The 12,456-nt window shown below is 60.3% G+C and carries 11 protein-coding genes; 7 read left to right on the forward strand and 4 right to left on the reverse strand.

Annotated features, from left to right (window positions below):
- The first annotated feature begins 83 nt into the window (after positions 1–83).
- Genes RBB81_RS16350 through RBB81_RS16360 form a run of 3 tightly spaced genes read left to right on the forward strand, consistent with a single transcriptional unit; the run spans position 84 to position 3,744 of the window.
- Positions 84–1,142 carry a tRNA pseudouridine synthase A gene (locus tag RBB81_RS16350; protein ID WP_353071390.1) on the forward strand — a complete coding sequence of 353 codons (1,059 nt, stop codon included), beginning with the start codon at positions 84–86 and terminating at the stop codon, positions 1,140–1,142.
- On the forward strand, positions 1,142–2,551 hold the full coding sequence (locus tag RBB81_RS16355; protein WP_353071391.1) for a M20/M25/M40 family metallo-hydrolase: 1,410 nt from the start codon (positions 1,142–1,144) through the stop codon (positions 2,549–2,551). Before RBB81_RS16350 ends, RBB81_RS16355 begins: the two co-directional genes overlap by 1 nt.
- 29 nt (positions 2,552–2,580) lie before the next feature.
- Positions 2,581–3,744, forward strand: coding sequence for an alpha/beta hydrolase (locus tag RBB81_RS16360; protein ID WP_353071392.1), 1,164 nt, complete (start codon positions 2,581–2,583; stop codon positions 3,742–3,744).
- A 465-nt stretch (positions 3,745–4,209) separates the two neighbouring features.
- Here RBB81_RS16360 and RBB81_RS16365 read toward each other — a convergent pair whose 3' ends face one another.
- Positions 4,210–4,419, reverse strand: coding sequence for a DUF1059 domain-containing protein (locus RBB81_RS16365; RefSeq protein ID WP_179583834.1), 210 nt, complete (start codon positions 4,417–4,419; stop codon positions 4,210–4,212).
- A gap of 423 nt (positions 4,420–4,842) precedes the next feature.
- Between RBB81_RS16365 and RBB81_RS16370 the strand changes: the two genes are divergently transcribed.
- The 4 genes from RBB81_RS16370 (at position 4,843) to RBB81_RS16385 (ending at position 10,036) form a co-directional block, all read left to right on the forward strand.
- Positions 4,843–6,636: an amidohydrolase gene (locus tag RBB81_RS16370; RefSeq protein ID WP_353071393.1), complete on the forward strand. Its 1,794-nt coding sequence runs from the start codon at positions 4,843–4,845 to the stop codon at positions 6,634–6,636.
- Positions 6,637–7,563, forward strand: a complete 927-nt coding sequence (locus RBB81_RS16375; protein WP_353071394.1) for a DMT family transporter — start codon at positions 6,637–6,639, stop codon at positions 7,561–7,563.
- A 162-nt stretch (positions 7,564–7,725) separates the two neighbouring features.
- A complete protein-coding gene (locus tag RBB81_RS16380) occupies positions 7,726–9,390 on the forward strand; it encodes a trypsin-like peptidase domain-containing protein (RefSeq protein WP_353071395.1) in 1,665 nt (554 codons plus the stop codon).
- 223 nt (positions 9,391–9,613) lie between these two features.
- Positions 9,614–10,036 carry a peptidoglycan-binding domain-containing protein gene (locus RBB81_RS16385; protein ID WP_353071396.1) on the forward strand — a complete coding sequence of 141 codons (423 nt, stop codon included), beginning with the start codon at positions 9,614–9,616 and terminating at the stop codon, positions 10,034–10,036.
- 70 nt (positions 10,037–10,106) lie between these two features.
- Here the strand turns inward: RBB81_RS16385 and RBB81_RS16390 are convergent, their stop codons facing one another.
- From RBB81_RS16390 to RBB81_RS16400, 3 genes are read right to left on the reverse strand one after another with little or no spacing between them, the layout of a single operon-like run.
- Positions 10,107–11,114, reverse strand: coding sequence for a hypothetical protein (locus RBB81_RS16390; RefSeq protein WP_353071397.1), 1,008 nt, complete (start codon positions 11,112–11,114; stop codon positions 10,107–10,109).
- Positions 11,102–11,398, reverse strand: coding sequence for a FliM/FliN family flagellar motor switch protein (locus RBB81_RS16395; RefSeq protein WP_353071398.1), 297 nt, complete (start codon positions 11,396–11,398; stop codon positions 11,102–11,104). Before RBB81_RS16395 ends, RBB81_RS16390 begins: the two co-directional genes overlap by 13 nt.
- A gap of 26 nt (positions 11,399–11,424) precedes the next feature.
- Positions 11,425–12,438 carry a flagellar motor switch protein FliM gene (locus tag RBB81_RS16400; RefSeq protein ID WP_179583847.1) on the reverse strand — a complete coding sequence of 338 codons (1,014 nt, stop codon included), beginning with the start codon at positions 12,436–12,438 and terminating at the stop codon, positions 11,425–11,427.
- Positions 12,439–12,456 lie beyond the last annotated feature (18 nt).

The following is a 12,456-nucleotide window of genomic DNA, read 5'->3' on the forward strand; positions in this document are numbered from 1 at the left end:
GCGGTAAGTATATCAACCCCTTGCCCTTACCCAAGACTTTCCCAACCTCTCCCACGCAACCGTGATACCGTCCAAAGCAGCCCATGCCTCACTGGAAGACAATCCTGACCTACGACGGAACCCCCTACAACGGCTGGCAGATCCAACCCTCTCTCCCCACCGTACAGGGCGCGCTCGCCCAAGCCATCCATCGCGTCACAGGTGAAACCGTCCTCCCCCAGGGCTCCGGCCGCACCGACACCGGCGTTCACGCTCTCGCCCAGGTCGCCACCTTCTCGCTCTCGGTCCCCATCCCCGCCGCAAACCTCCATCGCGCCCTCAACCGCGCCCTCCCACCCAGCATCCGCGTCCTCTCCGTCACACCCGTCCCCGAAGACTTCCACGCCCGCCACAGCGCCCGCCGCAAAACCTACGAGTACCGAATCCTCCCCGGGTGCGACGACAAAGACCTAATCTGCTCCCCCATGCTCGCCCCCTACGTCTGGGCCTGCCGCCTCCCTCTCGAACTCGCCCCCCTGCAGCAAGCCGCCGCCCACATCCTCGGCCCCCACGACTTTACCTCCTTCGCCGCCGTCGATCCCGACCTCACCACCCGAACCACCGCCCCCGACTCCACAGAATTCCCCTCAACACTCTCTCCGGACCTTTCAAACAGAAGCGACATCTCGACCAGTGAAGACATCGTCACTCCAACCAATCAGAACAGCGTCACCTCCCAAAAAAGCGTCATCTCGACCGAAGCAGCTCACAGCCTCATCGTGAGCAGCGCAGTGGAGAGACCACCGCATTCTGCCGGCATAGCCACCGATCCGGCACCCGACCAAGACCCCGCCACCCCAAAGAAAATAATCCCCACCGACAACACCCGCACCATCTTCCACTCCGCCTGGCATCAACACGAAGACCTCCTCATCTACCGCATTACCGGCTCCGGCTTCCTCCACCACATGGTCCGCAACCTCGTAGGCACCTTCGTAGAGATAGCCGTCAACCGTCTCCACCCCGACGACATCCCCAAAATCCTCGCCGCCCGCAACCGCTCCGCCGCCGGCCCCACTGCCCCCGCCCGCGGCCTCTTCCTCGTCGAGGTCTCATATGCAGAAGACGAGATCACCCACGCAGAAGCCGAGGTCAAGCACTGATGCCCGCCACCGCCTCCGCCCAGCGCCGCATCTCTCGCCTCGCCACCCTCACCGCAGTCCACCGCGCCTTTCACTGGCTACACCTCCACCAACCTCAACTCCGCCAGTGGCAGCTCGAGCTCGTCCGCATCCCCGCTCCACCCTTCGGCGAATCAGCCCGCGCCGCCTGGTTCCTCAATCGCTTTCAAGAACTCGGCCTCACCAACATCCATCTCGACGACGCCGGCAACGCCCTCGCCGAACTCCAACCCGAACCAGCCTCCACTCCCTCAAATAACATCTCGACCGAAGCGGCGGACAGTCTCACCGTCCGCCGCGCAGTGGATTTCAGCCAAAGTCCTCAGTTGCAGCGGACCGATTCACCCTGCGGTATCCGTCGAGACCCCCCGCATCTCGCTCAACCTGCCATTGCCTCACCAGACAGCAGCCAACTCAGAAAAGCCCCTCCCTGCATCCTCCTCTCCGCCCATCTCGACACCGTCTTCCCCGCAGACACCCCCATCCACCCCACCGAAGAAAAAGACTCCCCCCGCATCCACGCACCCGGCATCTGCGACAACGCCGCCGGCCTCACCGCACTCCTCGCCATCGCCGCTGCCCTGCGCTTCGCCAACATCACCCCACCCATCCCCATCCTCTTCGCCGCCAACGTAGGCGAAGAAGGAGAAGGCGACCTCCGCGGCATGCGTCATCTCTTCGAGCGCGGCCCCTACCGAACCCGCATCGCCTCAGCCCTCATCCTCGAAGGCGGAGGCACCGCTGCCGCCATCAACCGAGCCCTCGGCAGCCTGCGCTTCCGCGTCACCATCAACGGCCCCGGCGGCCACTCCTGGGCCGACGCCGGAACCCCCAACCCCATCCTCCTCCTAAGCAAAGCCCTCACCGAGATCGCCACCCTCGAGCTTCCCACCGACCCCCTCACCACCTTCAACGTCGGTCACATCTCCGGCGGCACCTCCATCAACTCCATCCCCGAATCCGCCTCCGCCCTCCTCGACCTCCGCTCCACCGACTCCACCCAACTCATCTCCACCGCCACCCGCGTCCACCAGATCTTCGACGACATCGTCACCACACAATCCACCATCTACACACCACTAAAACTCCACATCGAGACCATTGGAAACCGACCCGCCGCCACCCTCCCCGACGACTCCCCCCTCCTCCACACCCTCCGCGCCGTCGACCGCCACCTCTCCCTCCGCACCGAACTCCGCCTCGGCTCCACCGACGCCAACATCCCTCTCTCCCGCGACATCCCCGCCCTCGCCCTCGGCAGCGGCGGCATCGGCGGCGGCATACACACCCTGCAGGAGTGGTACGACCCCACCGCCCGCGAAACCGCCCTCCGCCGCATCCTCCTCACCCTCCTCGACACCCTCCAAACCACCGCCAATCCCACACATTGACTCACCAATATCTCTTCAGGAGCATCAACGTGAAGACTCTACTTCAAAGCCACTCCAGCCGTCGTATCGTCGCTCCAACAACGGCACTCGCACTCTCCCTGACACTCAACATCATCGCGGCCATCGCCCAGACTCCGACAACACCCACTCCTGCACCGCGCCCAACCCCGCCCACGCGCGACCCCCACACCGCCGGTTACGTCGCAGCAAAAGAGCTACCCGACGGCGCCATCCCCTCGCCGCAACAGGACGGCAACTTTATACTCGGCCCCACCCACCCCATCGCCCCCGAAATGTCTCTCCACTCGGCCGTCCCCCTGGGAAACATCTACAAGTTCGCCATGAACTCCTCCGACAGCAAACTCTATCCAGGGATCGCACGAGAGCAGGACACCTTCGGCACCCCCGATCCCAAGGACCCGGCAAAACTCGTCGTCACCACCAGCCACCCCGCGCCCTACACCCGACACGTGGCCGTCTACGTCCCGCAACAGTACGTACCCGGCACCGCCGCACCGTTTATCATCAGCGCCGACGGCCCCGACTACGACCTCTTCAGGGCTCTTGATTACCTCATCGCAAACCACCGTGTTCCCATCATGATCGCCATCTCCATCGGCAACGGCAGCGGCGACGCCCAAGGCAGCGAACGCGGCCTCGAATACGACACCATGTCTGGCCACTACGCCGAGTTCGTTGAAACCGAAGTCCTCCCTCTCGTCGAGAAGCAATATCACGTCAAACTCACCAAAGACCCTGACGGACGCGCCACCATGGGCGGCAGCTCCGGAGGCTCATGCGCTCTCATCATGGCCTGGTATCACCCGGAGCTCTACCACCGCGTCCTCACCTACTCCGGCACCTACATCAATCAGCAATGGCCCTACAACCCGGAAACCCCTCACGGAGCATGGGAGTTCCACGAACACCTCATCCCGGCCACTCCAGCCAAACCCATCAGAATCTGGATGGAGGTAGGCGACCGCGACCTCTTCAACCCCAACTTCATGCGCGACGACATGCACGACTGGGTTCTCGCAAACGAGCGCATGGCCAAGGTACTCGCGGCCAAGGACTATCACTATCAATTTGTCTTCGCCAAAGACGCCGGCCACGTCGACCACGCCGTGAAGCAACAAACCCTGCCCGAAGCCTTGGAGTATCTGTGGCAGGGATATCCCGTCACAAAATAAGAGGCAAGAATCATCCGTCGAGAATCGCCACCTTCGATCCTGTGGAAAACCCACTGACTAGACGACTAATCCCGCTGAACCTTCAGTCGATAAATACCCCAACACAAATCTATGTTGACCTATGCCCAAATTAAGCTAACCCTACGGCTACCCCTATCCCCCGCCGTACGGCTACTACCCAAACTACTAAGTCCCACTCACGAGCAGCTATCCGAAGGCCCACATCTTTATTCTGAGATGTGGGCCTTCTGGTTAGCGCGAGTCGCAACTCGTAGCACTCGGAAACTCCACCGTCAACCCAAACCGGAAACTCTGAAGCCCCAGCTCAAAAATTCAAGCGCTTAGAACCCGAACCGCAGCTCCCATCAGGCCCCCATCACGGGTTCCCCTCAAACGTGAACTCGACCCAGGCAGACGAACGGCACCATCGTGCCCAGGTGAATCGTCATCTCGACTTTCTGAGCGCTATGTCTCCGGTGTCGCCTCCCACTTAGGCTTCGTCTCTCTGCCCCATCTCTTTGGGTCTTCGTTATGCATCTTTTCCATTGCCTTTGCGGTCTCAGGATGCTTTTCCATCACATGTTTCGTCATGGTCTGGACCATTTCGTCCCATGATCCGGCCGACAGCTTCTGTTCACAGGGTCCACCTAGCGATTTGCACGTCATCGTCTTCATGCGTTACCTCCATTCCCACTTCTACGGATGCACTCTCGGAGTTGAGGGGTTGTTGAATCTGTCAAGCCCCTGATCGCACCAAACCCGCGCCAACCGCGGACTTTCACGTGGCGTATTAGTTATCCCCCGCCCGCTATAATTAAACTAACCAGCAAATCCGGAGCGCTCACCGAGACCGCGGGGTCAAAACTTGCAGTTTTGGACGAGGTATCCCCCTCAACCCGCACAAAACAAGTATTTTGTACGTAACTTATTTATCTTCCATATTTTAGCGACACCTACTGTCTGTAAACCCCTGAATCAAAGCAACTTCCCTGCAAGATACCCTACCGGGGGAGGGGGGAGGACAGCTGGAATCAAAGCGCCTGCGTCCTTCAACACTTTCCGCCGCCGCTCCATCGCGCTCCGCGATACACTCCACTCGTGAAACCCTTCACTCTCACTGCGATTCTTCTGCTCACCACCCTCACTCAGGCCCAGAAGACCCCGCCTGACACCATCTATCTCCACGGAAACATCCTCACCGGCACCCACCTCCGCCCCAACGACCCCTCCCCCACCCCTGCAAGGGTCCAGGCCTTGGCCATCGCCAACGGAAAGATCCTGGCCGCCGGCACCGACGCCGAGATCCTCAAACTCAAAGCCCCGCGGACCCGCATCATCGACCTCCACCACGCCTTCGCAATGCCCGGGTTCAACGACGCCCACACCCATATGGGCCCTGCAGGCCGCCAGCAACTCTCCATCAACCTCGACGGAGTCAAATCCCTGGCCGAGATGCAGCAACGCATCCGCACCTACGCCGCCAAAGCCCAACCCGGCATCTGGCTCGAAGGCGGAGGCTGGGACCACACCCTCTGGCCCGGAGCCAAACTCCCCACCCGTGAGGACATCGACCCGATCACCCAAGGTCACCCCTGCATCCTCGAGCGGGTAGACGGCCACATCGCCCTCGCCAACTCCGCCGCCCTCGCCGCCGCCAGCATTACAACCGAGACCCCCGACCCCGCCGGCGCCAAAATCGACCGCGACTCCTCCGGCAACCCCACCGGAATCCTCCGCGAAACCGCCGCCACCAACCTGGTCTTTAGGAAGATCCCATCACCCGGCCCCGAGGAACGCACCAAAGCCCTCAACCTGGCCATCAAAGACGCCCTCGCCCACGGCGTCACCAGCGTCCAGGACAACTCCGACTGGGAAGACTTCCTCGCCCTCGAAGAACTCGAGGACGCCCACGAACTCCATCTCCGATTCGCCGAGTGGCTCCCCTTCGACAAGCCCCTCGAGGTCCTCAAGGAGCGCCGCGCCAGCCACCCCACCGACGACCCGCTCCTCCACCTCACCATGCTGAAGGGCTTTATGGACGGCTCCCTCGGCTCCCGCACCGCGGCCCTCGACGCACCCTACTCCGACGACCCCGACAACTCCGGCCTTCCCCGCTATGACCAGGACAAGCTAACCCAGATGGCCTCCGAGCGCGCAGCCGCAGGCTTCCAGCTGGGCTTCCACGCCATCGGCGACCGTGCCAACGCGATGGCCCTCAATGCCTTCGGAGCCGCCGATCAGGTAGCCACCCTCGCCCCCCCATCCGCCAGCCCCAACACCACCGACGCCCACATCATCACCACCCCACCCCCACCCGATCCCGCCCCGGCCGCCCTCCGATTCCGCGTAGAACACGCCCAGGTCCTTCTACCCGAAGACTTTGATCGCTACGCCAGCGAGGGCGTCATCGCCTCCATGCAACCCTCCCACCTACTCACCGACATGAAGTGGGCCCCGGACCGCCTCGGCCCCGACCGCGCGAAGTACGCCTACGCCTGGAAGAGCTTCCTCGATCACAACGTCACCCTCGCCTTCGGCACCGACTACCCGGTGGAGTCCATTAATCCCTTCCGCGGCCTCTACTCCGCCATCACTCGGCAGAACGAATCAGGCACCCAGACCTTCCAACCCCAGGAGAAGATTTCCTTCAACGAAGCGATCTACGCCTACACCCAATCCTCCGCCTTCGCCGAGTTCCGCGAACATCAGAAGGGTCGCCTTGAACCCGGCTACCTCGCCGACCTTGTCGTTCTCGACCGTGACATCACTGCCGCAACGCCCCAACAACTTCTCCGCACCAAGGTCCTCAGCACCATCGTGAACGGTGAAACCGTCTACTCACAATCACCGAACGCGCAGTCACCAAAGCCCGAGACCGGAGCGAACAACTAGTTGCCCCGCCGACTGAGCCCCACCAGCCTGGCCCATCTCCTGCTCCTCGCGGTCGTCTTCATATGGGGAGCCACCTTCGTTTTAGTAAAAGATGCTCTCCAAGACGCCTCACCCTTTGTCTTCAACCTGCTCAGAATGGCTCTGGCCTTCGTCGCTCTTGTTATCGTCAACCACCGTCAACTGCGCAGCACCAACCGCAAAAGCATAGTCTCGGGCATTGCCGTGGGCCTCTTTCTCGCCACCGGATACCAGTTTCAAACCACCGGACTCGCCCGCACAACCGCCGCGAAATCGGCACTGATTACTGGCCTCGTGGTTGTCTTCGTCCCTCTCCTCACCCTCATACCCGCGATTCGCCCCTCAAGAACGCTGCCTCCCCGCTGGACTACCGCCGTCGGAGCACTCCTCGCATTCTCCGGCCTTCTCCTGCTGACAACGCCTGCAGGAACATCTTGGAAGAATCTCCTCAGCAGCATCGGCCTGGGGGACCTCCTTACACTCGCCTGCGCAATCGCCTTCGCCGCCCATCTCCTGTCGTTGGCTCACACCTCCAGGACCGTCCCAACAGCCCAACTCGCCACGTTGCAGATTGGGACAGCAGCGCTTCTCATGGCCGTTACTCTGCCCTTAGGCGGAACACTTCACCTCACCCTCACCCCTAGGTTGGTCACCGCTTTAGCGATAACCAGCCTCCTGGCCACCGCAGCAGCCTTCACCATCCAGAGCTGGGCCCAGCAGCATATTCCCCCTACCCATACCGCCATTCTGCTCACACTGGAGCCCGTCTTCGCTTGCCTTACCTCATTCCTCGTTTTGCACGAACATCTAGGCCGCCGTTCTCTTCTTGGAGCCGTTCTCATCCTCACCGGGATAGCATTCATCGAGCTTTTCCCTTCAGAAGCTCCGATCCCCACGTATCCCGCCTAAGCTTCACGAAGACTTTCGTCTTCTTTTTGCGTCTAATCACATTGTGAAACCGACCTCACCTCAGCCCAAACCACAATGTGGCGCAGCGACTATACTTAAAGTTCATGCCGCGCACACACTCCGGCGCACCGCAACACACAACACCGAGGTCAAGACCTACTAATGGACACACCGAAGAACACTTCCTCCACTCTGCTCGAGCGCATCCGCACACATCGCCTGACCACGACGTTCACGCTCCTGGCAACGTTGTCGGTCGGCATACTCGCCGGTTCCATTCTTACGCGCAATGTCAGCGGCAAAGAGCAGTCCGAGGTCAACTCTACCGACGCGAAACCTCTCGTCATTCCCTCTCCAGTGGCGCTCTCCAATGGCTTCTCTCAGATCGTCAAGCAAGTCGGCCCAGCCGTAGTCAATATCAATACGGAAGAGTTGCCCAAGCCATCGGCCAACAGACGTGGCAAACGCGGCACGCAGAGAACACCCCAGCCCAACGACCCGAACGGTGACGACGACAGCCAGCAGTCCCCAGGTGACATGCAGGACTTCTTCAACCGCTTCTTCGGTGGGCAAGGTGGCGACGATGGCGACGGCGGTGCCGCTGGCGAACGCCGCGCACTCGGCTCCGGCTTTATCGTCGATCCTCGCGGTTACATCATCACCAATAATCACGTCGTCGACAAAGCCGACAAGATCTACGTGAAGCTCTCCACCGACCCGGACGGCGGACCTGGTGATGAAGGCCGTCCCGCAACTGTAATCGGCGTCGACAAAGACACCGACATCGCCGTCATCAAGATCGACAGCAAAGAGCCCCTCCCCACCGTCAAGCTCGGCAACTCCGACGGCGCACAGGTCGGCGACTGGGTCCTCGCCATCGGCAGCCCCTTCGCCCTCTCGAAGACGGTCACCGCAGGAATCATCTCCGCCAAAAACCGCAGCATCGACGAACCCAGCCCCAACGGCGTCTCTCAAACCCAGTTCCAGCGCTTCATCCAGACCGATGCCGCCATCAATCCAGGTAACTCCGGCGGCCCGCTCGTCGATATGGCCGGTCAGGTTGTAGGCATGAACACCGCCATCTACACCCAATCGATGGGCTCTCAAGGCGTTGGATTCGCCATGCCCGCCAACATCATCGCAACTGTCTATAACATGCTCATCGGACCGGAACATAAGGTCGTTCGCGGCTCCATCGGCATTCAGTTTCAGGTAGCCCAATCTTCTGCTGTCAACCGGGTGTATGGCTTCTCGAGCGGTGTGATCGTCGGCGTTGTCACCCCTAACGGTGGAGCGGCAAAGGCGGGCATTCAAGCAGGCGACGTCATCGTCTCGATCGATGGCCGCAACATCAAAGATGGCGACGACCTGGTCAACGACATCTCAGCTCGTCATGTCGGCTCGACGGTAAAACTCGGATACCTGCGCGACGGCAAGCAGAACACCGCGAATGTCGTCATCGGAGATCGCGCCAAGACATACGCAGATATCACCGGCCAGCCGGACGACACCTCCACCCCGCAGGAGTCTGACGCAGGAGAGGGCAAGCTCGGCATTACCGTCTCGGCAATCCCGGCCTCCATTTCAGCCAAGGTCGGGATCAAGGGTGGCGTCATCGTCACCACCGTCCGCCCCGGCTCCTTCGCAGACGAGATCGGCCTGGGCAAAGGCACGATCATCACAGCAATCAATCGCAAACCCGTAACAGATGAGGCCAGTTATCGAGCCATCGTCTCCAACCTGAAATCGAAGGACGACGTTGTCTTCGTTATTCAGTCTCCTACCCAGAAAAACCTTAACTCCTATGTGGGTGGCACACTCCCGTAGAGACACCCAACCGAACCGAAGAAGGAGTGATCCTGATCAATCTCAGCATCACTCCTTCCCCAAGCGTTCAACGGATTACTCAAACACCCAACCCAAAAGATGTATTCCCATTAGTCAACCTTTTTGTTGCAACGCACATTACTATCGGGATACTCTACTCTCAACATCGACGCCAGTCTCGGTATCCATTGACCGATATTTATCCTAAGGTGATGTCTTAACTATGCAGTTTGTCAGATCACTTCTAACCTCGACGCTGCTTTTGGTAACCGCGATGCCATGCCTGGCATTGACTCACTCGCGTCGTGGCCCCACATCGCCCAGGGTGTCGAATAAGCACTCAAAATCCGCCGCAAAGCCAGCAGGACAGCGAACCATCGATGATGCGCGAGCGACCCAGATCCAGGCTTCGCTCATCAAGTCAGGCTATCTCTCCGGCGAGGCGTCAGGCCACTGGGACTCCGAGACCCAAGCGGCGATGCAGAAGTTTCAGGAAGACAACGGTTGGCAGACAAAGTTGATTCCCGATTCCCGAGCCATCATCAAGCTGGGGCTTGGCCCCGAGCAGGATTCCAAAATGAGCACCGGTACTTCCGCACTGGCCGCTCCCACGGCATCCCCGGCCTCAAGTTTCCTGCAACGATAGAAGCTTTTTTACGCAAGAAAGAGGGCCAGCCGGCCCTCTTTTCTCTTCAACAACCCTACATACTTCGTTGTTACTGGACCCTGATGGTAAAGACGTGATCTTTAACATCCTCGTGCGACACCGGCAAACTACCCGCTCTTCCCACCGTGCCGCTCTCTAGCCACATCCTTAACCAATAGTCCTGGTGAAGTCGAACCAAACGAGCTGCGACCGGCTGTTTCTGTTCTAGAATCGCGGTGATCCGTGCCGCCATCGAATCCCTATCTTCCGCTGTCTCCAACTTCGTCTCCACTCCGTCACATGCAAGAAGCTTGCTTCGAGCGGCCTCAAACGGAGCCCCCTCCACAACTCCACTCTCAACCTTCAACTCCGTCATCTGTTCGATCGCCAGCGCGGAGGACGCATCCTGATTATCCATAAAGCCTATGTATAGAATTCGTGAGCCCGCCACCCTCAGCGGCAGCAGCCCGAATCTCTCAACGAATACTTTAGGCATCACCAGGGCCATCGACTCTGGAGAGAATCCCTCAGTCGTAAGCACCGGACATCCCCACTGCATGCTCAATCCGCGGGTGATCTGCTCAGCCTCCACGCCGCACTCGCTCAGAAGCCATTCGCCGATCTTTCCAGTCCCGCTCTCTCGCTGTGCCGCCAACGCCCTCTGAAGTTGGGGATGAGTAATCCATCCCTGAGCCAGCATCAGCAGACCGAGAGGAACTCTGTGCCGGTGCGGAGACAGAGCCGCGGAGGTTCCTCCATCACCCAGTTCGCGACGCACTGCCGCGCGCACCATCGCCAGCACACAACGTCCGCTGCACCCCCATTGCCCCTCGAAGATCGGTCTGCGCCGATTTCTCCAGGGCATCGTCCAACCGCTTTCACACTCGGAGTTCCCGCACACCCTCCGCTGCGAGGACTTCCCGACAGCAGCCGGAAGACCATACCCCTGAAGCCCCGCAAGCTCGTGCGACGGCCTGTACTCATCCTCCTGCCAGGCCACTCCATTCCCTACCCTCAAGGCACTCGGCATCAGTGCGCTTACCTTCATCGCTCCCGTCTTCTTCGTTAGAAAAGGCATCGAATGCTCTCCAGTCTCAGTTGCGGCGTCGCCACCTCGGTAATGCGCAGAGCGAAGTTGCCGCTGACAACCACCACCTCGCCCCGAGCCACAATCCTGTCACCCACTACGAGGTCCACCGGCTCGGACACATGACGGTCCAACTCCACCACGTCCCCTGGTCCCAGCTCCAGCACCTCCCTCAACGACATATCGCGCGAACCGAACTGCAGCGTCGCATCCAGCTCGATGTCACTCAACAATCCCATCCCCGGCTCAACCCCAGCTACCTCACCAGAACCCATCACCTTCTCCATGTCCCCTTCCTTTCCTAGTTCACACTCATCGTCTCGACCGCGCTCTGAGTCTCCAGAGCACCGATCCCGCTATCGCTATCGATACCGCCCTCCAGCTGGGCTCCGCGATGCTCCCCAGTTCTTACCGGGTGCGCTCTCCCAAACTGCAAACCACCAACCCGTAACTCCGAGATAGAGTGTCTCGCTAACGGGAGACGCAAAACCATCCCCGGCTCCAGAGCCGCCAATTCACTCGCTTTAAGCCGCATCGACGGAAACTGCAACGCAGCGCCGAACTTTACCCCACCTACTAGCTCCCGCATCCTCGCCTGCGCCTCCTTCGATCGCCTCTTTGGACGATCCCCCTCGGAGATTAAGCGCCGCAGAATCGCATTCAAGACAACCGCCGGCAGACATATGTTCATCGCCCCCTGAGCCTCAGGCATGCGCGCCTCGAAGCTTACGCACAGCGTCTTTTCTCCGGAAGTCAACATCCGGGCCACCGCCGCCTCTGACTCTCGCTTCTCAAAGACGAACTCCAGCCCGACCGACTGCCAAGCCAGGTTCAGCTCCTGCACCGTCATCTGCACGACCGATGTCAGAATCGCGTCTTCAATATCCGTTAGCTCCCGCGCCGGCCACGCACGCCCTACCCCACCCAGCAGAACATCCACGATAGGCGATGCCAGCGCAAGCTCCAGCTCCAGCAACCCAACCGCTCCCAGTGGCTCAAGCCGAATCGAACAGATGTAATTCGGAGAAGAGAGTCGCTCCAGAAATTCACTGAAAGGAAGCTGCTCCCCCGCGACCAGCTTCATCTTGAACGGAGTCCTCAACCACGCCCCCAGGGTGTGCATCAGATTCCTCGCAAACAGATCGTTCACCGAACTGATCGCTCGCATCTGATCGTTGCTGATCTGCCCCGCGCTGCTGAAGTCATACTGCTCCAGCGGCGCCTCGGTTTCGGCACCCTCCGGTTGCGTTGAAGCATTCGCCCCGGCTGCCGCGAACAGCGCATCGATATCTCCCTGCCCAAGCTGCTTTCCCATGCATTCCTTTCTTTGGTT

This window comes from Tunturibacter gelidoferens (assembly GCF_040358255.1).
Taxonomy (GTDB): Bacteria; Acidobacteriota; Terriglobia; order Terriglobales; family Acidobacteriaceae; genus Edaphobacter; species Edaphobacter gelidiferens.